This window comes from uncultured Psychromonas sp. (genome assembly GCF_947489755.1).
Lineage (GTDB): Bacteria > Pseudomonadota > Gammaproteobacteria > Enterobacterales > Psychromonadaceae > Psychromonas.
The window spans coordinates 1-23,795 of the sequence record NZ_CANLFB010000018.1; the positions used below are offsets into that span (position 1 = coordinate 1).

The window sequence follows — 23,795 nt, forward strand, 5'->3', positions numbered from 1 at the left end:
CCATACACTGACGATGATGCCGATATATGCCCCTGGTAATGTACCGAAGATAGTGATTGATATAGAAAGAAATGCAGTGCAGTTTAAGTTAGAGGGGAGGCGAGAACGAAGTTATCCGAGGTGTTTAAAATCATCTAAAAATCGATATCCTGTTGCAAAAAGTAAATATGCCATTCACCTTAAGTGAACGGCATTAACCGATAGGTAACCTTTTATTTTTAAACATTAATGTTTTAGTTTAAAAGAAGAAGACTTATTTTGCTGTAACAGTTTTACGACGCCACAGACCTAAACCTAATAAAGCAGAAGCAAAAATAATGAATGATGAAGGTGCTGGCACATCGACAACTGGATCTTGTGGATCCGTTGATACATCGTAGTTTATTGTTCCTGCGAACAGTGCATCATGAACTTCACCATCTTGATCAAAGTTATTAACAACCACAGAACCTTCAATTGGTGTTGCATTACTTAAATCAGCAAAAGGTGCTAACAAGCTACCATTCAACTGTTTAAGAAGATCAATATCGGTTGCTTCAAAAAAATTCCAAATGATATTTTCACGGAAGGCATCAGTAACAATGTTACCCACTCCATTACCGTTAAAATTATTATCATTAATGACTTCGCCAGAAACATTAATAACAATCGCTGATGGGCTTTGACCATTCAAATCAACATCATATTGTTGAATTAAATTATTATTGAAGAAATCTTCAGCTGTAATATTAAAGACAGCAACATCTGTACCAATATCAGAACCAACTTCAAATGATGCAGGACCAGGCTGTTCATTTGTAGATGTTGTTAAAATAGAGTTAACTGCCAATTCAGATAAATAACCTGAAAAGTTAACAAATTCTGATTTTATTAAATCAAAATCATACTCAGAAGCATCACTTGATACTGAGCTAGCATTAACTTGTCCGTTATTATTACCTGCAATAACAACACTTTGGCCATTAGCATTAACAGTCGAACCTGAAACTAAGTCCCCAGCAATGACTAACGCATCGCCATTTGTTGGATCATTTTGTTGTAAACGAATACCATAATTTGAAGTCCCTGATAAATCACCACCTATCAACGTTTTACCTTCAACTTCACTGGATGATGTAAGATCATTTAAAACGATAAGGTTGTACTCACTTAACGTTTCAATCGGTCCAGCTAAACTGTATTGAGAATAAAGCCCAACTAATAATGCGACTACTACACGCGTTTTTATCATTTATACCTCTAATTTAAAATTAATTATATCTACGTCGCATAAATAGCAATTATTAGACCAACTTTGTAACCAATTGTAAGTAATAGTATTTTTTAAATATACAATTAGAGGTAATTATAGGTTCGTAAAGTATTTCGACGATATTTTTAAAATAAAGATAAAAGAACTATAAAAATCATAGGTAACCCATAACAACTATTATGGGCCTTTACACTTAACTCTATTCTATAGCAGATTAATTTTTATGGTTGACGTCTTAAACTACTATGATCGTTATGATCAAAACTATTACCATAAATGTCTAATAACATATGTTGTGAGTACTGTAACTTATCGCCAGATAACGTCATTTTCTGTTTAAAGGTTTTTGTCATCGCTTTATTTTGAAGAAAAATCGACTGGGCTATTGGCCATTGTTCGCTATCAAAACTAGCTTCAACATCAAATACGGTTGCATTTTTTGTGACTACCTTCCCGCCAGCTAATACACATAATCCACGTGGAATAGTAAGTGAATGAATCACATTATCTGTGCCTTGTTCCCAAAGCCAATAACCCACTTCTTGATGTATTATTTTGTCGCTACTAATTCTTTGTACTTTTTGAGTGTATTGTACTGCGCTTAATACCTCTTCTTCAGCATTAGAAGTCTCACCAGCTTCTGTAAATACTATGGTTTCATAATATTCATTAAGTTCCATTGTACCATCTGCTTCAGGCGCAAGATCCTTGCCTTTATTACCCGACCAAATACCTATTAAGCCAGCTAATGGGCCATAATCGATTGAGTTTAACGTTTGCATTTTAGTTCCTTTAAAATTGGGGGGATTTTTGTAAGTTTATAATGGGAGTTATTATATAAAAGTCAGGTTAGTTATAGTAGTTTTTAGCGTGCTAAATCACTATAAAATATTGGTATCAGATAGTTTCTTATAAGATGATTTATCAGGGAAGAAAAAAGTTAAGCTAAGTATTAACAAAGCTTAACCATTAATGTGCATTTATTGACAATAATGCAAGTATAAAGAATATGTTTATTAAGCTTTAGTTACTGCATGCCGACGCTTTCGACAAATTAAGACTAACTCAACAGCGGAGATAAATATCAAAGTGTAGCCCAACGTTTCTGTGCCTTCTTCAACTATATTTTTCACAATGCGTATATAATTTTCGCCCATGACAGATGTCCAAAAAGACCCTCTTCCCATGACTCTTGAAAAAGCAAGTATGACCACTAAACCTGCTAAAAAAGTACCATAACAAGTTGTTTCTGAATAAGCCTTTAAAGAAGAATAGATAGTCGAAAATTTTCCTCGTAAGAAAATAACTAAAGCAATACCAATGAAAAGTACTAAAGTTTCCCAAGCACCATCATATATGTTGTGGTCTAGCAACGAGTCAGACTCTCTCACAAACATCATCGCTAATAAACCAGCGAGTAAAGTACTGGCTACTTTTAACTTATCGTCGAGACGAGCAGCATATAAAAACAACAAGCTACTTAACAGCGTTAAAATATCTTGCATATGCTCTGTCAAAGTATTTTCATTGTACTGGGCAAGCGTTTGATGCTCATACCCTTCTAAACCGATTAAGTAAGCAACGCCTGCTAATGAGACTAAATATAAAAATGCGCGAAATAAAAACATGTAAAACCTTTGGAATGTTAAATATTGAAAAATAAATCAGAATATTAAATGTGATTTGAATAAATTAAATAAGCTACCTCAGAGTAAGGTAGCGTTGATGGTTAAGAATAAATAGCCATATTAATGCTGCTTAAGTGCCCTTTTTACAAACGCTTTAGTTCGTTCGTGTTGAGGGTTATTAAAGACATCTTGTGGGGAGCCTTGTTCAACAATGAAACCATCTTCCATAAAAATAACACGATCAGCGACTTCTTTAGCAAATTGCATTTCGTGAGTAACAACGATCATTGTTTGCTTTTCAATGGCGAGTTGCTTCATTACTGCAAGTACTTCATCAACCCACTCTGGATCTAACGAAGAGGTAGGCTCATCAAATAAAATAACTTCACCTTTAGCGGCCATGGCTCTTGCAATACCAACACGTTGTTGTTGACCGCCTGATAGTTGCGATGGATAAATATCAAACTTATCTTTCAGCCCAACTTTAAGTAAGATAGCTCTTGCAGTTTCAAGCGCTTCTTGTGTCGGAATTTTCCATACGGTAATTAAACTTTCAGCTACATTTTGTAACGCGGTTTTATTTGCGAACAAAGAATAATTCTGAAAAACAAAACTACTTTGTTGGCGTAATGCGGTTACTTCTTTTGCTTTGTGTGAAACCGCATCGATAGTCGCATTACCAATATGAATCTGACCTGTTGTAGGCGTCTCAAGATAATTCAAACAACGTAATAATGTTGATTTCCCTGTACCTGATGGACCAATAATCACAACAATCTCACCTTTAGCAACTTCAAAACTAATGTCTTTTAGTACGGCTAAATCACCAAATTTTTTACTTAAATTGGATACTTTGATCATGATTAATATGCCTTATTTAATCTTTTTTCTAGAAGGTGTTGAATGCGTGTAAAGAAGATAACAACCACCCAATAAATAACCGCAACAGCGAGGAAACTTTCAAAGAACTTAAAGCTTGAAGACGCTTCCATTTGTGCTTTCGCCATGATTTCTGCAACACCAAGCGTAAAAGCTAATGAAGTACTTTTTATCATATCAATAAAATAGTTCATTAAAGATGGCGTCGCCAAACGAGATGCTTGCGGTAAAATAATACGTTTCATTGCTTGTAAGCGTGTCATACCAATACTTAAACAAGCTTCCATTTGAGACTTATCAATACCTAAAATAGCGGCTCGAATACTTTCTGCCATATAAGCTGAGAAATGTAATGAAAGGCCAATAACAGCGGCAGTAAATGCATCCATCCCTACAAAGATAGGCATGAACTGTGGGAAACCGTAATACAATAAAAATAATTGTACTAATAACGGTGTACCACGAAAGAAAGAGATATAGAGTGACGCAAGGTGTTGTATAAAAGCAATTTTAAATACTCGCACTAACGCTAAACCAAGCGCGAGTATTAATGCAAATAAGAACCCCCAAAGTGCCATTTCCATTGTCACCCCAAGATATTTAAATAAAATGGGCATTAATTCAATAATGTATTGAAGATCAAAAGAACTTTGCATAAAAATGACTCTTTAAGGATTAATATTATTGAGTGATATCAGTATCAAACCACTTGTTTGATATTTCAGCTAACTTACCATCTGCACGCATTGCAGCTAATGCTGTATTAACTTGATCACGGATAGCTAGTTGCGAAGGTTTATTCAAAAATGGCATCGCATTTTGAATCTCTTCAAATGGATGACCTGCAAGTTGTAGCGGTAAACCAGCTTCTTTAATTAATTGCACTGATGAAACGCGATCCATGATAAATGCATCTGCACGGCCTAACGCAACATCTTGCTCTATGCCTGTATCATAAGTAACAATATTAATTTCTTTATTTACATCGTGCTTTCTTAATACTTGTTCAAAGTTACTGCCTAAATTAACTGCGACTTTCTTACCTTTTAGATCATCAAGACCTTGAATATCATCACGACCTTTACGAACAGTAATTTGAACACCATCAATAACATAAGGCACTGAGAAGGCATATTTAGCAGTACGTGCTTCAGTAATAGTAATTTGATTCGCAATCGTATCAATGTGCCCTGCTTCTAACATACCAAATAAACCAGAAAAGCTTGATGTTATATATTCAACTTTGTAATCAGAACGTTTAGCTATTTCGTTCCAAACATCAACTTCAAAGCCTTGTAGTACATCTTTTTTAGAAAACGTGAATGGAAAATAACGGCCAGACATACCCACTTTAACGGTTTGTTGAGCAAATGCAGGTACAGTTAATAAACTGCTCACTGCAACTAATGCAATCAATGCTTTTTTAAATAGAATTTTCATATTATTCCTATATCAATTGTTTAACGTGTAATTAAATGGTCATCTAAGTACGTTTTAATATACCAAGGTATAAATACTTGATGATGAGTTTGTTATGTTCAAATAATTTCTCAATCATTTAACGTTAGTGCATAAATTAGTTTAACGATGATGACAATGAAATTTTTAGCTGTGAAAAAGGTAGCTAATTAAAGTTCACATTCAACATCATAATGGACACAACGGCACACTAATATTTGATCAAATTACTTTCTATCAGGAGAACGGCTGAATTCTACATGAAAATAAGTGATTAAATAATCTAAAATCACTGATTTAAATATAGTTATATTAAATAATTCAACTTCCTATTAAGGCGCATTAAAACATTAAGCAACGCGTCTGTCCTCAACGAATTTATAACTTAACGTTATATATTAGTGCCATAACAAGCAAACTTTCGTATTCTGGCTAATTTTTAATTAACTTGCCTAATATCTATCCGATATTAATAAAGTTTGGCTGTTGTTCAATACGAGAAATCCATGTCAAAATCGCTGGGAAGTTGTTTAAATCGAAACCTCCTTCATAAGCAACATGGGTGTAAGCAAATAAACAAAGGTCAGCAATACTAATCGTATCACCGACTAAATAAGGTGTTTTTTGTAGTTGAATTTCCATGACGGCAAGTGCTTTAAGGCCGCCTTCCTGTTTGCTTTCTAATTCTTCTAATCTGTCCGCAGGGCTACCAAGATATTTATTGATGAAACGAGCCACCGCAATATAAGGTTCATGGCTATATTGCTCAAAGAACATCCATTGTAAACAAACTGATTGTTGTAAAGCATCTGTTGGGAAAAATGTGGTTTGTTGAGAGAGGTAATACAAAATAGCATTCGATTCAGAAATATATTGTTTATTTTCTGTCACTAACAATGGAATCTTAGCATTAGGATTCATTGCTAAAAACTCACTAGTGCGAGTTTCTCCCTCTAAAATATTCACTTCAATCCATTGATGTTCAATGTGTAACAATGAACATAACAATTTAATTTTATAACAGTTGCCTGACATGCTATCGCCATAAATTATTATCGACATATTTTATCCTTAAGGTACTGCTAACACAGTACAGTTACATAGGTCGTCACTTTCAAATGACGTTGAATCACCCGCGTTTAAACCTGGTATTGGAAACACGCGTACCGTTAATGGTTTGTTTAATCTGAATGCCATCGTACCAGTATCACGCATTAAAGCTGAAATTTTATCAATCGGTGTATCACCGGGAATAGGCACCGTATCTAAACCGATTCCACACACTGAGCTATAGGTTAATAACGCACGAATATCGAAATGGGCTTGTTGACTACCAAACGCAAGCCCTCTGTCTTCGGTTAATGCTAGCATGAGGCCTGAAAAGCCCACCAGCGGCATATTTTTAATTGATTTGAATACACGCGTTAATAACGAAGACGCTTCAACGGTGCCAGAGGCTCCGAAGTACTCAACACCCATTAACTCGTAAACTTCCGTCATACTCGCACAATTTTTAGAAGGCGCCGCTGAGCTATCCAAACCTGCAAACTTAAAATCCTTTTCAAAACCTCTATTAACGTGTTGGTTAAGGCTGCGAGCATCAATAATTATTTTTAATTGGTCAACGTGATGCTGTATTTGTTGGGTTAAAGATTGGTAATAACCATCAAAAGCTTGCTGATGATCTAATACTGCGTTTTGCGCATTAAATGCTTTTAATGTGGCAACTAATAAATCTGGCGTTTCTAACCCTATGACAAAGCTATTATTAGTGGTTTTATCAGAATAGCTGGCAGGGAAATAAGGAATTAACGGCTTGCAGTTAAAGTTAACCGTAAAATTAAAGTTACCCTCTCCACGTGGAGTCATTTGACTAATTCTATTTACCGCTTTCGTAGCACTTTCAATTAATTGATTATCCAATAGAAACTGTTCATCCATTGGAATATTCACACAAACATTACATAAATCACCGAATTCTTGAATTAATTCAGGAATCAGACTGAGTTGATGCGCAGTCGTCGCTTCGCCAATAGCAAATCGAAGTCTTAAACCTGATTGTTGGCTATTGCTGAGTAACGTATTTAACGTTCGTAAATCTTGTTGAGCAGTTTGTAAGTTAGTGGTATCGATATATTCAGCAAAAGCATTGGTCACAATCCGAATAGATTGAACTGTATAGCCCTTGTCTTTGAAATCATCTGCTAATGATTGACAAAAATCATTGGCATTTTTAATTAATGAAGGCCATTGGCTTTGATCAAAATCTAAATGAATAAAAGTGGTGATCGTTCGGACTTTGCAAAGTGCTTTATCTAATATCAGTTCAGGTAGTGTCATATGTCTTGTCATCAAATAAAATGTGCTAATAACATAGCATATAGTTTAACCATTAGTCATTTTAGCTTTATTATCAGTCACTTCATCAATATATAAACCTAATTCTGACAATATTATCTATAAAACCATGAGCAATCATACAGCTTAAATGCTGAAGTTAAGGTAAATTGATCCAGTATAATAGACAAGTTTAGAGAAACAGTATTCGCTACGTTAAATAAGTAAGAAATAAGTAAAGAAATGAAAAAGGTAATAAATAAGGAACAACCACAATGCAGTTAATCATGGCAAAACTGAGTAAACATATAACACTCGTTTATCTTTTCATGTATTGCTTAACCTTGGTCGTGAGTATTAACCTCTTATGGCAACATAGTTTTCAACAATTACAAACGAGTAATCAACAACAACTTGATCGTTTTAGTCGCCATCTAGAGAGTCAACTAGGACACTTTGCGTTCATTCCACAGTTACTGTCTAAGCAAGGCATTATCATCGATGCGTTAATGTCTCCACATAATACCGCGCAACTCGATTTAACTAACCGCCATTTAAGATCAATCAACAATATAGTCGGCGCATCAGATACTTACTTATTAGATGCAAAAGCAACGACTATCGCCGCGAGTAACTGGTTAAAAGAAACCTCTTTTATAGGTGATAACTATGCATTCCGCCCTTACTATCAAGATGCAATACGCGGTGAACAAGGTCAGTACTTTGCATTAGGCTCAACATCGGGTAGAAGAGGCTATTATTTCTCATATCCTATTAAGTATGCTGCTGAAGTGATTGGCGTGGTAGTCGTTAAGATGGATCTATCACTGATAGAGAAAGACTGGATAGGTAAAGAGCAACACTTTTTAGTCTCAGATATGAATGACATTGTATTTATTTCTTCTGAAGAGAAATGGCTTTTTAAAGCGCTTTCTCCCCTCTCAGATAAACAAAGACAAGCCATATTAAGTAGCCGTCGGTATCTAGAAAAATCCATCGAATCTGTCTCTATCAAAGGTGACTTGCAACAAAACGCGAGTATTTTAACGACAGCAAACAAAAAACCTTTTTCAAATTACTACTTGTCTCTGCTAAGTGTATCAATCATCCAAGATTGGAGTGTCAGAGTATTTGCCCCTATTGCTCCGATCATCATCGACATCTTAATTTTATTTACTTTCATTTCATTGCTCTACTTATTACTCTATTTATCCTTTATTGTCATTAAACAGAAGAGAAACAGATTTCACGAACAAGCATTATTAGAAATTAAATCTAAGCGAGAACTTGAATATACGGTGATGCAAAGAACATCAGCCTTACAAGCTGAAGTAGAAGAAAGACACAAAGCAGAATCGGCACTTCGCTCTACACAGAAAGAACTCATTCAATCTGCTAAATTAGCCGTATTAGGGCAACTATCTGCCAGTATCAGTCATGAACTCAACAACCCTTTATCAGCGATACGAACCTATGCAGAAAATGCGGTATTATTTCTTGAAAGAAACCAATTAGATAATGTTAGTAATAACTTAACGCGCATTGGGTTATTAACCGAGCGTATGGCGAAAATCAGTTCACAGCTTAAATCATTTGCACGCAAACCTAATGGAGAATTACAAGTGATCGCGTTACAGCCTGTTATTTTCGCTGCACATGAATTACTGAAACCGCAATTAAAAGCGAACAAAGTTAACTTAACCATAGAGTTACCGGAAACACCTGTTAACGTAAGAGCTGAGCCTATTCAATTAGAACAAATTATTGTGAACCTACTGTCTAACGCTTTACAATCAATGCAACACAGTGACGATAAGCAAATCATCATTATATTAGCCGTTCAACTGGAAGATAAGCAGGATAATAAACCACTGGCTATTATCAAAGTACTCGATAAAGGAACGGGTATCGATAAAAAGTATCTCTCACATTTGTTTGAACCCTTTTTTACCACCAAAGAAACAGGGCTGGGTTTAGGTTTATCCATTTCACAACAAATTATCAGTAATATGAAAGGCACTTTATCAGCACAAAATAGGCCAACAACAGGCGCTGAATTTACGATTACACTGCCATTAGTCATGAACAGCTTATTAAATGAGTCAAACATAATGAACAACGACAGGTCAAAAGGCCAATCATAACGCTCAGCATGATTTTGCTAGCGTCATGTTTAACAATGAATAAACAATTAAAAACAAAATAAGTTCAGGGAGCCATAATGAGTTTGGTATTTTTTATTGATGATGAATACGATATGCGTTTATCAAACGAGCAAACCTTTGCATTAGCTGATATTGAAGCTGAATTTTTTGAAGATGCAGAATCTGCACTCATAGCTGCTAAACAATCGTTACCTTTAGTGGTGATCTCTGATATTAGATTACCTGGTATCACAGGACAACAATTGTTAAACACCTTACAACAGCAAGATGCTGACTTGCCTATTATTTTGATCACTGGTCATGGTGATATCTCAATGGCGGTTGAAGCAATAAGAAATGGTGCTTATGATTTTATTGAAAAACCCTTTTCGTCAGATAGGCTGATAGAAGTAACCCGTAAAGCTATTGAGAAACGACAACTGACACTTGAAAATAGAGAATTAAAGAAAGCATTACAGAGTAAAGAAACGCTCGGACCAAGAATTATAGGGAATACACCGAGTATCGTCTCATTAAAACAAATGATATATCGTGTCGCAGATAGCCACGCTGACATACTCCTGTATGGAGAAACAGGCACAGGTAAAGAGTTAGTCGCACGTTCCCTACATGAACAAAGCCAACGTAGTGCTAACAATTTTGTCGCAGTAAACTGTGGCGCGGTGCCAGAGAATCTTATCGAGAGTGAATTATACGGTCATGAAAAAGGCGCTTTTACAGGTGCTGACTCACAACGTATCGGAAAATTCGAATATGCTCAAGGAGGCACGCTATTTCTTGATGAAATCGAATCGATGCCAATGCAAGCTCAAGTACGTTTATTAAGAGTATTACAGGAAAGAAGTTTAGAACGCGTCGGCTCTAACAAAGCCATTGACCTAGACATCAGAATCATTGCGGCTACCAAAGTTGATTTAAAAGAAGCACCAGGTTTCAGACAAGACCTGTATTACAGATTAAATATGGTAACCCTAGATCTACCACCATTACGTCATCGTAAAGAGGATATTCCCAAGTTATTTCATCATTTTTTATTAGTGGCAGCCGCTCGATACGGAAAAGCCGCACCGGCACTACCCACTCATTCATTACAAGCATTATTAAGCCATGATTGGCCAGGTAATGTTCGTGAGTTGAGGAATGCCGCTGAACGATTCATTTTATTAGGTTCTCTCTCTGACCTCAATTGTGCCGAGAATGATGTTAATGCCGGTTTAAGTTTATCTGAACAAGTCGATGCCTTTGAAAAAACCTTAATAGAACAAGCATTGAGCCTAACCAATGGCAGCATTAAAGACACCATGCAAGCACTTAACTTACCGCGTAAAACATTGTATGACAAAATGCAAAAACACAGTGTTGAAAAGCAAAGCTTCAAAGCAGAATAAGTTGAGAGAGAGATAGATAGAGTAGATAATAAAGAAAGCTATTAGAATAAGAACTTCATCAGGATTAGTGAGTCAATATAAAAAGTTAAAAAGAGCTGGTGGTTTTATCCACCAGCTTTAGCTTTTTTAAAGGTTAAGTCATCACCCTTGTTAAGCATAAACACTGTTTATTTAGTAATGATCTCAGGTCCCATCATCAGGTTTGGTAACCACGTAGAGACCGCTGGTACATAAGTCACAATCATTAAGAACAAGAACATCACCCCTACTAACGGTAACGACGCTTTCACCACTTTCATCATGGACAGTTTGGCGACCCCTGCGGTCACAAAGAGATTTAAACCAACGGGTGGTGTGATCATTCCTATCTCCATATTTACCACCATCATAATACCCAAGTGAATAGGATCAATGCCTAAAGCAATCGCAATAGGGAAGACTAAAGGTGCCACAATAATCAATAAACCAGAGGGTTCCATAAACTGACCGCCAATCAATAATAATAGATTAACAACAATTAGGAATTCTATTGGGCCTAAACCAGCTGACAACATCGACTCTGTTATCATTTGCGGAATACGCTCTTCAGTTAATACATGTTTAAGAATTAATGCATTAGCGACAATGAACATCAGCATAATCGTTAATTTACCCGCATCATATAATGTCTTACGCGTATCTTCATGGCAAAACACATGCATCGCTTTAAACCAATATGCTTTGGCCTTTTTCTCTGCGGGTTCTTTATCTGCTAATGGTCCCATGTCTTTATAGACAAAGTTAGAAATAATAAAGGCATACACAGCGGCAACAGCAGCCGCTTCAGTCGGTGTAAAAACACCACCATAAATACCACCAAGGATAATGACAATCAACAATAATCCCCAACCAGCATCTCTTGCAGAACGGAACACTTCGCCCCAACCCACAAAAGGTTGTGCTGGAATGTTTTTATAACGTGCATAAATATAAATGGCGATCATCAACATGACTCCGGCTAACAAACCAGGAATAACGCCCCCTAAGAACATGCGCCCAACGGATACATCGGTTGCAGCAGCATAAACGACCATCACGATCGAAGGTGGAATCAAAATACCCAACGTACCAGCATTACAAATAACCCCTGCAGCAAACTCTTTGGTGTAACCATTTTTAACCATCCCTGCGATAACGATCCCACCAATCGCAACAACTGTTGCAGGTGAAGAGCCAGATAAAGCAGCAAACATCATACAAGCCACAACAGATGCCATGGCTAAACCACCACGTAATGACCCAACCAGTGCAATTGCAAAGCGAATAATACGTTTAGCCACACCACCGGTTGCCATAAAGCTAGAAGCAAGAATGAAGAAAGGAATCGCCAATAAAGTATAATGACCAGTAAACGCATTAAGTAACGTTTGTGCAATAGACGCTAATGATGCATCAGAATGCACCATCAAAAAGACAATACTTGAAGCACCTAGCGAAATCGCAATAGGTACGCCGACGATCATCAATGCAATCACCATGATAAAAAGCATTAGCATAGCCATTAGTTACCCTCCTTGTTAACATTCGCTTGTTCAGCTTTATTTTGATCGTGGCTTTTATTAGCAAAGTTTTCTTTAAGCTCTTTTAACTCGTTATTGCCCTGTTCTTGATGAAACTCATCGAGTTGTTCTTCAGCTTCATGACTGGCAATCATACGATCTAATTTATTGGTCATAATTAACCAAGTGATTTGCAAAAATCTGAACGTCATTAATGCCATCCCTAAAGGCAATGCAAAGTAAGGGATAAAGCGAGGTAACCTTTCGTATCGTTCACCTTCATTAAACCAACCTGAAAGAAACTGTAAGATGTCAGGCATGGGAATATCTTCCGTCTCATACCAAGCGCGATCAGTAATAAAAGGCACCCAATAATTCCAAGAGCCTATTAATAACGAAACAGAAAAGAATAAACAAAAGAAAACAGCGATTAAAGCAAACGTCTTTCTTAAGCCTTTTGGTGCAATGTTAATAACCACATCGACACCGATGTGAAAATGCTTTTTAACGCCATAAGAAGCCCCTACTAACACCATCCATGCAAACATAAATACCGTGAGCTCTAATGCCCATAATATATTGTCATTGAAGACATAACGCACCACTACATTGGCAAAGGTTAATAACGTCATTAACCCTAAAAATGCGGCAATTAATGTTTCTTCTGCATAGTCGGTGATTTTCCCTATTCGGGCAAAAATTCCGATTTTCATTTGTTTATCCCTTTCTTATTCACTCTCTTTTGTGACTTAGTAAAGCCATTACCTCAACACTAAAAAATGGTAGGTAATGGCAATAAACTAATACTTACTTATTTGATGCTTGTGCAGCTTCAAGTAAGTCACTACCAATATCTTTTTCAAACTTTTTCCAAACAGGTTTAAGTGCTGTAACCCATTCTGAACGTTGCTCAGGTGTTAGAGTACGTACTACACCACCCGCTTTAATGATATTCTGTTTATTCGCTTCATTCACAATCGTTGATTCAGCGTTTCTCTCTTCAGTGACTTCTTTTAAGATAGTCCCTAACTGAGTACGAATATCATCAGGGAGGTTGTCCCACCAATCGCCAGACGTCACCACTAAGTAGTCTAAAATACCGTGATTCGTTTCTGTTACGCCATCTTGAACTTCAAAGAATTTTTTACCGTAAGTGTTTGACCACGTATTTTCCTGACCATCGATAACTTTAGTTTGTAAGCCTCCGTAAACTTCTTTAAATGACATTTTCTGAGGGTTAGCACCTAGTTGTTCAAATTGTGCCACTAACACATCAGAGGCTTGTACACGGAACTTAAGTCCTTTAGCATCAGTTGGTAATAATAAAGGTTTATTTGCAGACATTTGTTTCATACCGTTATGCCAAAATTCTAAGCCTTTAAGGCCTCGACGGTTCATCGCATTTTTTAACTTATCGCCCGCTTCAGAGTTCTGAAATCTATCTACGGCAGCAACATCATCGAATAAAAACGGTAAATCAAATAGTCGGTATTTTTTGGTGATTTTTTCAAACTTAGATAAAGAAGGTGCAGCCATTTGCACATCACCATTTAATAACGCTTCTAATACTTGGTTGTCATCATATAAAGTTGAATTTGGAAAAACCTGCATACAGGCTTTACCGTTCATTTCAGCATTAACACGTTGTTCTAATAATGATGCAGCCACTCCTTTAGGGTGTTTATCAGAATTAGTAACATGGCTAAACTTAATGACCATCTCACCTGGATCACAATTAGCATAAGCATTAGCGCCACTTAAAAGTGCTGCACTACATAAAGACATAACCGTTAATTTTTTAAACATGTTGAGCTCCTATATCCATATTGGTACGCATTGATTGCGTATGTTGTATAAAACTGACTTTAATAAAATGATCTAACTGTTAATAACGAAAACGTTCTATCGTATGAACTGATATAGCAAGCAACGAGCCAATGTTAAATTATTGTTAACAACGCAGTGATAGTAAGGCTTACAGAGAAATACTTAGAATAATAGAAAATAGAAAGTGTGCGTGATGGGGGGAAACCTACCCATCTAAAATGAACAATGAGTCAAAAGCCGCCGTTAATATTTAGAGCACCGATTCAAAGGTGGCATGAATGACAAAATCAAGCATGAAGATAGCAACATAAAGAGCAACAAGAATTTAGGAAGAACTTTAAATAGAGGCTTAATTGTTATTTTTGGTGATATTTGTGGTGATAATAGCGTGGTTAACGAGTCATTTTTAATAGGGACAAAAAAGGCCACCGAAGTGACCTTTCTAACAATAGCATTTAAGATTAAGCCTAAATCTAAGTCTTAACCTAAACCTAGATTTAGACCTAAACTTAAAGTTATGCCCATTGTTCTATATGAGTGAGCTTAAGCCTTACGACGAGACGCTCCAGCAAAACCTAACAACGCTAAACCAAAAATAGCGATAGTTGATGGCTCAGGAACAGAAACGGTCGCAGAGTCGAAATCTAAATTGCTGATTGCGCCAGAACCATTGAGGTTTATTTCAATTGAGTAAACACCTACGATATCAAATAATAGACGATCCCAAGTATTATTACCGCCTGTACTTGGCGTATAAAAAGTATCTTCACTAATTTCATCTCCATTAATGTCGAATAAGTTAATCGAATTATTATCCGATGCTTCTTCTAGTTCAATGTCAAAAAAATCAATACTATTTAATGTAACAGCCTCAGAAAAATCAATCGTAAACGTACCTGCTGGTCGGCTACCTTCATCATCTGGATCGGTACAAGTTAATGCATCACAAGTACTCGGATTTTCATGGATAACTAAAACATTACCAGGATTTGATGTGCCTAAACTTGGGTCATTAATATTTGCAAAAGGAGACTCTAAATCACTATCTTGAGTATTCGACGAACTACTATCAAATACTACGGCTAAATTGTTTTCGTTTTTATCGGCATTGTAACCATTAAAAGTAATGCCATAATCAGCAAAGTACTCATCATCAACAATCGTACCGTTATCTAAACCGTCAAAAGTAATAGTGGTCGCGGATGCTAGTGGCATCATTGCTGTTGAGGCAGCTAATACCACCAAGTGTTTTAATTTCATCATTATTGTCCCTAATATTAAGTTTCTATCTCTATTTTCGGAGTACGATTATAACACGCAAAATAAAATCAAATACAAATCAAAATAACATTTTATATAAATCTTTATGAAGGTTCTACTTATTACGAGTATAAACGCTTCGCTTTGAGTAATGCGCCAAACACAACAGAGCTAAATGCGTCTGCAACAGAGATCGACACAAAAGGATATCTTTCACTTAACGCTTGTTGCACTAAAGGTGATAAACCCATCCCGCCCGTTAAATAAATGATTTCAGGCGTTCTCTGTGCCTGTGCTATCGCATCATCAATCATTACAAACATTTTATCTAACCAATTAACCATTGTTTCCGATACTTGTGGACGTTGAATATCCAGTTGTAACTCATCTTCAACGAAGGATAGCGACAACTCAGCTTTTTCATTATCACTTAAATTGATCTTCGCAAGCTCAATCGCATGCATCAATTGATGTGTTAATCTTTCCGTTTGTACTTGCTGTAAACGCATTAACGGTATTGGATTTTCACTTTCATTAATATATTCAGTAATCGACTTACTGCGAGCAGGCGAATAAAAATCACTCATTAATGGCATGTTATCAATGTCGTAAACACCAGAAAACAGCATATTAGGAATCGCTCTTCCCTTGTTAGTACGCGTGCCTCTACCAAATAAAGGAGAAACAATGCCACTGGCTAATAACTTATCGCAAACAATCCCGCCTTGTCGAATACCAACGGTTGAATAGATATCATCGCTTCGGTCAAGCTTCTCTGCATTCTCTTGACTTAACAAACAGAAAGTAACATCTGATGTACCGCCCCCTAAATCCACAACCATGGCGTCGGTGGCTTTGTCGATATTCTGTTCAAAGTGATAGGCAGCGGCAAGCGGCTCATGAATAAACTCGACATCAGTAAAACCTACTTTGTGTGCAGCACGTAACATTAATGCTTCAGCCTGTTTATTGCCTAACTCACCCATCGTAGAATGATAGTTAACTGGACGAGCGATCACCACTTTAGTGATCACAATAGAGAGTTGTTTCTCTGCACACTGCTTTAAATACGAAAGAAAACGCACCACTAGCTTTTCAAAACTATCTAACAAACGTTTAGGAATTTTCGCCCCTAAGAAGTTTTTAGGGCTATTAACATAACGGCCTTCATGCGGTGTTTCTAAAAAAGCATTAAATCCCTGCTCACCAAATAATATTTCACCCGCGGCTAACATATCATTTAAGGTTTGTTCATTTGCTTTAGCATCATGGCTATCATCGCCTGACTCATCATGCGCTAAATAAATAGCTGAACGTATTTTGTACGGATTTTCGCTGTTCTCATCTACAACAATCAGTGTTGGTAAGTCATTAACAAGCGCTGCAACAGCACAATTACTCGTACCAAAATCAATGCCAATAAAATCAGTTGTCATAGGAATACCTAATTGAAAAAATTAAGGGGCGAGATATTACCTTATCAAGCCATAAATACAAATCAGGATGATCATAATTGAAGTTTTAAAGTTGAATAAATGCTAATTAACATTACTAATTAACATTAATTTATCTTTTTTATCGCACATTTGATCTTATTCATAAAAGTCATTGAATTGTCTAAAAAACACTCCGTAATAGTGCACCTGTTCAGTGCGTTTATAATTTTCACTCGCCTGATTGGTGCAATATTTCCTCTATTAAAATGGTATAAAACAAACACAAAAAACATTAAACCATTGATTTAATGAGAAAATAAAAATATGGCACTCTATGTGCAATGTCGAGGTTGTTAAATGGATGTTAACAATGTTTTTCGATTCACTAGGAGTGATACATGATTGCAATACAAACAGAGCAGTTGAAGTCAGAACAGAAATGCTCGGTATTGCTTGTCGAAGAAGGCAATGTTGAAACAGATGGCGTTGAAAAATCAACAAATAGTTTAAAGCAATCGCTTATCAATCTTGATTTCGATGTCATTAGTTTCATCGATAATCCAATGCTGTTATCTAAAAAGTGTGCACAAGAGCCTCATGATATTTTAATCATTAATACAAATGCTCCTTCTAGCGTGCTTTTAACCGAATTAGCGAGCATCAATCAGCTAACCCCGTTACCTGTATTGATTTTTGCAAAACAAGAAAATCATTTATTAATCAAATCATCTATCAAAGCTGGTGTCAGTGCTTATATCGTCAATGATAATCAGCCAGATCGCTTAACAAGTCTCATTACCGTTGCATGTGCAAGGTTTGAACAACAACAACTTTTAGCCAAAGAGTTAAAACAAACAAAGAATCTCCTTGCTGATCGAAAAATTGTCGAGCGTGCCAAAGGTTATATTATGCAGCAACGGAAAATGACAGAACAGGAAGCATTCACACTATTAAGAAAGATGGCCATGAATAATGGACAAACCTTAGCAGAGGTTTCAAATAATATTATTTCTGTTTTTACTCATTAAAAAACAGCTTTAAATACGGTGTCTCATAAAAAGGACATCGTTAAAGTACGAAAAAGAAAAAGAGTACCTTTTATTATCAACGGCGATAATAAAATTAAGAATTTAAACTTAAACAACGACGTTTAAGCATTTAAAAAGAGCAATGGCGCTCATTAACCCCCTTCTTGTAAGGAGGCTAATGAGCGCTTTTTTTTGCATCAAAATAACCAAAATAAAAGGATTTATATAATGAGTTGGATTAAACCAGTCAAATTTGTCGCTAAAAAACTGGCACTAAGTATCGCTATATCAGCAACCGTGCTTTCTTTTGCGCAAGCTGAAAAATTAGGTTACCCAGAAAAAGAGGAATTAAAATTTGGCTTTATTAAATTAACCGATATGGCGCCGATCGCCATCGCTTATGAAAATGGTTATTTTGAAGATGAAGGTTTATACGTCACGATTGAAGCCCAGGCTAACTGGAAAGTGTTACTTAACGGCTTAATTGACGGAACCTTAGATGGTGCACACATGCTTGCAGGACAACCTATTGCAGCGACAATGGGGTTTGGTACTAAAGCCCATATTATTACGCCCTTTTCAATGGATTTAAATGGTAATGCAATTACTGTTTCTAATGAAATTTGGAAACAGATGAAACCTAATATTCCTAAACAAGCAGATGGATGGCCAGTACATCCAATCAAAGCGGATGCTTTAAAGCCTGTTGTAGAATCTTATAAAGCACAAGGTAAACCTTTTAATTTAGGCATGGTATTTCCCGTTTCAACACATAATTATGAATTACGTTATTGGTTAGCAGCTGGTGGCATTCACCCAGGTTTTTACGCACCTCATAAAGGTGATACAAGTGGTCACATTGATGGTGACGCAATTTTATCTGTTACGCCACCGCCACAAATGCCATCGACTTTAGAAGCTGGGACTATCTACGGTTATTCAGTCGGTGAACCATGGAACCAACAAGCTGTTTTTAAAGGCATCGGTGTACCTGTAGTCACTGACTACGAAATTTGGAAAAATAATCCAGAGAAAGTATTTGGTTTAACCGCTGAGTTTGCTGAAAAGTATCCAAATACAACAATACGTTTAACACGTGCACTGATTCGTGCAGCTATGTGGTTAGACGAAAAAGATAATGCAAACCGCCCTGCTGCTGTGAAAATTTTATCGCAGTCTAACTATGTGGGTGCCGATTATGAAGTAATTGCAAATAGTATGACAGGGACTTTTGAATATGAAAAAGGCGACAAACGTGCGGTGCCTGATTTCAATGTATTCTTTAGACACAACGCAACTTACCCATACTACTCAGATGCAATTTGGTATTTAACACAAATGCGTCGTTGGGGACAAATATCAGAAAGTAAAACAGATGAATGGTACAAAGATTTAGCGAAAAAAGTTTACCGTCCAGATATTTACCAAATGGCCGCGCAATCATTAATTGATGAAAAACTAGCTGATGCCAAAGACTTTCCAGACTTTTCGACTGAAAAAGGCTTTAGAGCACCACAAACCCACTTTATTGATGACTTAGTTTATGACGGTAACACGCCAAACGCTTACATAGACTCTTTTAAAATTGGACTTAAAAAAGATGACAAAATTTAAGGTTATTTAACCGTTACTAGTAAAAAGTAAATTAATAACCGCTAAATTTAATCTTTAATAAAGCGATTGAACACCTTTAGTACTAAGTGTTCAATCGCGTTCAAAAAAGGAACAGTCGCAATGACAACCAGCTCACTTATCAATAAATTAGAACTTCCAACAATAACCAGTCAAAAGCTACAAGGCTGGTTTAAATCAATCAGTAAATTATTGGTATTGCCTTTTATAGGCATCATGATCTTTCTATTCTTATGGAGTGTTGCCGCTAAAAATATCCATACGTCTTTAGGGGATTTCCCTGGTCCGAATGCTGTTTTTCAACAGTTTGGATCACTTTATGACGAACATACAGCAGAAAGAGAAAAAGCCGATAAATTTTATGAACGTCAAGAAGTACGTAATGAAGCGCGATTAGCTTCGGATCCTACTTATGTTGTAAAAATTAGAAACTATACCGGTAAAGAGACCTTTTTAGATCAAATCGTCACCAGCTTAATCACTGTTACCAGTGGGTTTTTATTAGCCGCCATCATTGCGATTCCATTAGGTATTGCAATGGGGCTAAGTAAAAACCTCAACTCAGCTGTGAACCCAATCATTCAAATATTTAAACCCGTTTCACCATTAGCCTGGTTACCTTTAGTGACAATGGTCGTGAGTGCACTCTATGTGTCTGATGACCCGTTAGTCTCAAAATCATTTGTTAACTCATTATTAACAGTGACACTTTGTAGTTTATGGCCAATGGTCATCAATACCTCAATTGGTGTTTCATCGTTAGAGCAAGACTTAAAAAATGTCAGTCGCGTTTTACGTTTACCGCTATTTACACACATTAAAAAGATTGTATTGCCGGCCTCTGTACCGATGATATTTACTGGTATGCGTTTATCTTTTGGTGTGGCATGGATGGTATTAATTGCAGCAGAAATGTTGGCACAGAACCCTGGACTAGGAAAGTTTGTGTGGGATGAATTTCAAAATGGTAGTTCTGATTCATTAGCACGCATCATGGCAGCGGTTATTGTGATTGGCTTTATCGGATTCGTACTCGATAGAGGTATGTTGCAACTACAACGCATGGCATCTTGGGATAAATCAGCAACAACAGTATAAATAAAGTCATTAGCGCGAGTGACTTAAGTTTCGCGCTAATTGAAAAGACTTACTTAAGACGGTTAATGACTAAATATCTAGTCATTAACGACTAATTAGTTAACAAGCATTAAGCAATTAAGGAAAAGAACATGAATGTTTTACTTGATATCAGCCATATAGATATGGCGTTCCCAACCCCGACGGGTAGTTTTACGGCACTTAAAGATGTCGATTTAAAGATAAAAAAAGGTGAATTTGTTTCACTGATTGGTCATTCAGGCTGTGGTAAATCAACGGTATTGAATGTGGTTGCTGGTTTATATCAAGCCACAAAAGGCGGCGTGATTTTAAGTGGTAAAGAAGTCACTGAACCAGGCCCTGAACGAGCCGTGGTTTTTCAAAATCATTCATTGTTGCCTTGGTTAACGGCTTATCAAAATGTTGAACTGGCGGTTGAACAAGTTTTTGGTAAAACCATGAGCAAACCGGCTAAAAAAGAGTGGATTGAACATAACTTAAAGTTAGTACACATGGATCATGCCATGTATAAACGCCCTAATGAAATATCAGGCGGTATGAAGCAGCGTGTGGGAATTGCTAGAGCTTTAGCAATGCAACCAGAGGTGTTATTAATGGATGAGCCTTTTGGTGCATTAGATGCGTTAACAAGAGCACACATGCAAGACTCATTAATGGAAATTCAAAATGAGTTAAATAATACCGTTATCATGATCACCCATGATGTTGATGAAGCCGTATTATTATCTGACCGAATTGTGATGATGACCAATGGCCCAAGTGCAACCGTTGGTGAGATTTTAGACGTCGATTTAGAACGTCCTCGCGATCGATTAAGCTTATCGAAAGATGCGCATTACAACCGTTTAAGATCTGACGTATTAACCTTCTTATATGAAAAACAGCGTAAAGTTGAAACCATTAAAAACAAAACAATTTCAACAACTGCGTCAGTAAAATCGGCTTAACGTCTATGTTGATTATCGATCAAACGATAGAGATCATAATAAAATGGGGACTTAACTTTCCCCTATTAATTAGCGCATTTAAAGCCGACTTAGCTCTAAAACCTATTTAACGATTTATAACTCTTTTGTTCAGGCTAAAATAGCCATTCACTAATGAGATAGACAAAATAATAGAATGAAAATAAGAGAAAAGAACTAAGAGCTAAGACATAAATACGAATCATCACCCCCTGTTAACGGACATAAAGCGCAATTGAGATAAAGTGACTTATTGACCCCATTAAAACAAACAGATGCCAAATACCGTGGGCATGTTTCATCTTAGTTAAATCATCTAACACATAAAAGATAATACCAACCGTATAAGCAATACCGCCAATGGTTAACCAACTAATACCAGGACCAGGAATCGCCAGTTGTAATGCAGAATATTTAAAGACGCATATCCACCCCATCGCTAAATAGATGATGATTTGTAACCATTCAATACGTTTAACCACTACCACATCAATCACTAAACCAATGACCGCAAGCCCCCACACTAAGGCAAGCATTAACATGCCTCCGTTACCTTGTAATGTCAGCAGCATGTAAGGCGTATAAGTACCTGCAATCAATAAATAAATTGAAACATGGTCTAATTGTTGGAATAGCTTCTTTAGCTTCGGAGGATGAAAGCTATGGTATAACGTCGACATGGTATAAAGCATAATCAAGGTGAAACCAAATACAATAAAGCCAACGATGATACGCCAGTGATACTCTTGAAAAGCGATAGTGAGCAAGGCACCAAAACCAATCAAGGCTAAAATGGCACCAACGAGATGGGTAATACTATTGAGCTTTTCACCGTAATACATAAAAACCTTTCTAATGATGATAGGATAATAAGCCTATCTATAATATGACTATAAATTACTCACTTCAATACCTTAACATGAACAGCTACAAAGGAAATGACATGCCAGAGAATGCATTTTACCCTATTGGTACCGCCGGTATCGCTTGGTCGAAAGAAGAGAAACAACAATGGCTAAAAGCGGCGACTAAATCACGCTCTTATTTAGATGACGTTGTCACAAAAATACAATCACTGTCTTCTGAGCATTTTGATTTAATTCGATACGCAGCGCTAAGTATTGACCCCAATAGTTACCCTTTGTTCGCACTAAAAAGCCAACACTGGAATAAAAACAAACCTGTAGTGTTAGTCACTGGCGGTGTACATGGTTATGAAACCAGTGGCGTACATGGCGCAATTCAATTTTTACAAACATCGGCAGAACGCTATTCTCAAGACTTTAACATCGTTGTTTTACCCTGTATTAGCCCGTGGGGATATGAGCATATTGCACGTTGGAATCCTTATACGGTAGATCCTAACCGATCGTTTGTTAGTAACAGCCCGAGTCAAGAGGCCGCTAATGCAATGGATTTTGTCAAAGACTTAGAAGGTGAAGTGCTTTTACACATAGACTTACATGAAACAACCGATACAGACGAAAGTGAATTTAGACCCGCGTTATCAGCAAGAGACGGCGAACAGTATATTGCAGGCGCTATTCCAGATGGTTTTTACTTGGTTGGCGACTCAGACAATAAATGCGTTGATTTCCAGAACGCTATCATTGAAGTGGTTAAACAAGTGACTCATATAGCCCCAATGGATGACAAAGGTGAAATCATCGGTTCAAAAGCAGAAGCTGAAGGCGTAATTTATTACGCGGTAAAACAGTTAGGATTATGTGCCGGCATGACAAATGCTAAATACACCACCACCACAGAAGTCTACCCAGACAGTGAACATGCCACTGCCGATGATTGCAACAATGCACAAGTCGTGGCGATTGAAACGGCATTAGATTATTTACTTAAAAATAAGCCTTAAGCATCAAGCAAGG

Annotated in this window: 22 protein-coding genes and 1 pseudogene; 9 read left to right on the forward strand and 14 right to left on the reverse strand. The window is 36.8% G+C overall.

Translation table 11 applies throughout. The features are described from left to right. A pseudogene (locus Q0794_RS11245) lies at positions 1-187 on the forward strand (IS4 family transposase); the annotation flags it as partial. 66 nt (positions 188-253) lie between these two features. On the opposite strand, the gene Q0794_RS11250 reads toward Q0794_RS11245, so the two are convergent. The 8 genes from Q0794_RS11250 to Q0794_RS11285 all read right to left on the reverse strand — a co-directional run bounded on the left by Q0794_RS11250 (position 254) and on the right by Q0794_RS11285 (position 7,557). Beyond that, positions 254-1,231, reverse strand: coding sequence for a collagen-binding domain-containing protein (locus Q0794_RS11250; RefSeq protein WP_298941934.1), 978 nt, complete (start codon positions 1,229-1,231; stop codon positions 254-256). A gap of 242 nt (positions 1,232-1,473) precedes the next feature. Next, positions 1,474-2,034, reverse strand: coding sequence for a heme-binding beta-barrel domain-containing protein (locus Q0794_RS11255; RefSeq protein ID WP_298941936.1), 561 nt, complete (start codon positions 2,032-2,034; stop codon positions 1,474-1,476). A gap of 234 nt (positions 2,035-2,268) precedes the next feature. Next, positions 2,269-2,880 (reverse strand): hypothetical protein, encoded by a 612-nt coding sequence (locus Q0794_RS11260; protein WP_298941937.1) that lies wholly within the window; start codon positions 2,878-2,880, stop codon positions 2,269-2,271. Between the two features lie 120 nt (positions 2,881-3,000). Then, complete coding sequence (locus Q0794_RS11265) at positions 3,001-3,741, reverse strand: amino acid ABC transporter ATP-binding protein (RefSeq protein ID WP_298941940.1); 741 nt, start codon at positions 3,739-3,741, stop codon at positions 3,001-3,003. Positions 3,742-3,743: 2 nt separating this feature from the next. Then, positions 3,744-4,415, reverse strand: a complete 672-nt coding sequence (locus tag Q0794_RS11270) for an amino acid ABC transporter permease (RefSeq protein ID WP_298941941.1) — start codon at positions 4,413-4,415, stop codon at positions 3,744-3,746. A 25-nt stretch (positions 4,416-4,440) separates the two neighbouring features. Further along, positions 4,441-5,199: an amino acid ABC transporter substrate-binding protein gene (locus Q0794_RS11275; RefSeq protein ID WP_298941943.1), complete on the reverse strand. Its 759-nt coding sequence runs from the start codon at positions 5,197-5,199 to the stop codon at positions 4,441-4,443. A 477-nt stretch (positions 5,200-5,676) separates the two neighbouring features. Further along, complete coding sequence (locus Q0794_RS11280; protein WP_298942072.1) at positions 5,677-6,273, reverse strand: glutathione S-transferase family protein; 597 nt, start codon at positions 6,271-6,273, stop codon at positions 5,677-5,679. 15 nt (positions 6,274-6,288) lie between these two features. After that, positions 6,289-7,557: a DUF711 family protein gene (locus Q0794_RS11285; protein WP_298941945.1), complete on the reverse strand. Its 1,269-nt coding sequence runs from the start codon at positions 7,555-7,557 to the stop codon at positions 6,289-6,291. A gap of 272 nt (positions 7,558-7,829) precedes the next feature. On the opposite strand from Q0794_RS11285, the gene Q0794_RS11290 reads away from it, so the two are divergent. Together Q0794_RS11290 and Q0794_RS11295 are read left to right on the forward strand one after the other, a co-directional pair. Next, positions 7,830-9,698, forward strand: a complete 1,869-nt coding sequence (locus Q0794_RS11290) for an ATP-binding protein (protein ID WP_298941947.1) — start codon at positions 7,830-7,832, stop codon at positions 9,696-9,698. A gap of 77 nt (positions 9,699-9,775) precedes the next feature. After that, positions 9,776-11,107, forward strand: coding sequence for a sigma-54 dependent transcriptional regulator (locus Q0794_RS11295; protein ID WP_298941948.1), 1,332 nt, complete (start codon positions 9,776-9,778; stop codon positions 11,105-11,107). Positions 11,108-11,274: 167 nt separating this feature from the next. Here the strand turns inward: Q0794_RS11295 and Q0794_RS11300 are convergent, their stop codons facing one another. From Q0794_RS11300 to Q0794_RS11310, 3 genes are all read right to left on the reverse strand, one after another. Further along, on the reverse strand, positions 11,275-12,648 hold the full coding sequence (locus Q0794_RS11300) for a TRAP transporter large permease (protein WP_298941951.1): 1,374 nt from the start codon (positions 12,646-12,648) through the stop codon (positions 11,275-11,277). Then, a complete protein-coding gene (locus Q0794_RS11305) occupies positions 12,648-13,358 on the reverse strand; it encodes a TRAP transporter small permease (protein WP_298941953.1) in 711 nt (236 codons plus the stop codon). The genes Q0794_RS11300 and Q0794_RS11305 overlap by 1 nt, the downstream gene beginning before the upstream one ends. 94 nt (positions 13,359-13,452) lie before the next feature. Next, positions 13,453-14,451, reverse strand: coding sequence for a TRAP transporter substrate-binding protein (locus tag Q0794_RS11310; protein WP_298941954.1), 999 nt, complete (start codon positions 14,449-14,451; stop codon positions 13,453-13,455). Positions 14,452-14,746: 295 nt separating this feature from the next. On the opposite strand from Q0794_RS11310, the gene Q0794_RS11315 reads away from it, so the two are divergent. Further along, positions 14,747-14,956, forward strand: coding sequence for a hypothetical protein (locus Q0794_RS11315; protein WP_298941955.1), 210 nt, complete (start codon positions 14,747-14,749; stop codon positions 14,954-14,956). A 59-nt stretch (positions 14,957-15,015) separates the two neighbouring features. Here Q0794_RS11315 and Q0794_RS11320 read toward each other — a convergent pair whose 3' ends face one another. Continuing rightward, complete coding sequence (locus Q0794_RS11320) at positions 15,016-15,735, reverse strand: PEP-CTERM sorting domain-containing protein (protein WP_298941957.1); 720 nt, start codon at positions 15,733-15,735, stop codon at positions 15,016-15,018. Positions 15,736-15,854: 119 nt separating this feature from the next. Beyond that, the gene (locus Q0794_RS11325; protein WP_298941958.1) at positions 15,855-17,168 is read right to left on the reverse strand and encodes an Hsp70 family protein; all 1,314 of its coding nucleotides are present in this window, start codon (positions 17,166-17,168) and stop codon (positions 15,855-15,857) included. 398 nt (positions 17,169-17,566) lie between these two features. Between Q0794_RS11325 and Q0794_RS11330 the strand changes: the two genes are divergently transcribed. The 4 genes from Q0794_RS11330 (at position 17,567) to Q0794_RS11345 (ending at position 21,894) form a co-directional block, all read left to right on the forward strand. Then, positions 17,567-18,196, forward strand: coding sequence for an ANTAR domain-containing protein (locus tag Q0794_RS11330; protein WP_298941960.1), 630 nt, complete (start codon positions 17,567-17,569; stop codon positions 18,194-18,196). 228 nt (positions 18,197-18,424) lie between these two features. Then, on the forward strand, positions 18,425-19,810 hold the full coding sequence (locus Q0794_RS11335; protein ID WP_298941962.1) for a CmpA/NrtA family ABC transporter substrate-binding protein: 1,386 nt from the start codon (positions 18,425-18,427) through the stop codon (positions 19,808-19,810). Positions 19,811-19,930: 120 nt separating this feature from the next. After that, positions 19,931-20,926 (forward strand): ABC transporter permease, encoded by a 996-nt coding sequence (locus Q0794_RS11340; RefSeq protein ID WP_298941964.1) that lies wholly within the window; start codon positions 19,931-19,933, stop codon positions 20,924-20,926. Between the two features lie 131 nt (positions 20,927-21,057). Then, a complete protein-coding gene (locus tag Q0794_RS11345) occupies positions 21,058-21,894 on the forward strand; it encodes an ABC transporter ATP-binding protein (protein ID WP_298941966.1) in 837 nt (278 codons plus the stop codon). Positions 21,895-22,127: 233 nt separating this feature from the next. On the opposite strand, the gene Q0794_RS11350 is transcribed toward Q0794_RS11345, so the two are convergent. Next, positions 22,128-22,754: a hemolysin III family protein gene (locus Q0794_RS11350; RefSeq protein WP_298941968.1), complete on the reverse strand. Its 627-nt coding sequence runs from the start codon at positions 22,752-22,754 to the stop codon at positions 22,128-22,130. A 101-nt stretch (positions 22,755-22,855) separates the two neighbouring features. On the opposite strand from Q0794_RS11350, the gene Q0794_RS11355 reads away from it, so the two are divergent. Further along, on the forward strand, positions 22,856-23,782 hold the full coding sequence (locus Q0794_RS11355; protein ID WP_298941969.1) for a M14 family metallocarboxypeptidase: 927 nt from the start codon (positions 22,856-22,858) through the stop codon (positions 23,780-23,782). The last annotated feature ends 13 nt before the right edge of the window (positions 23,783-23,795 follow it).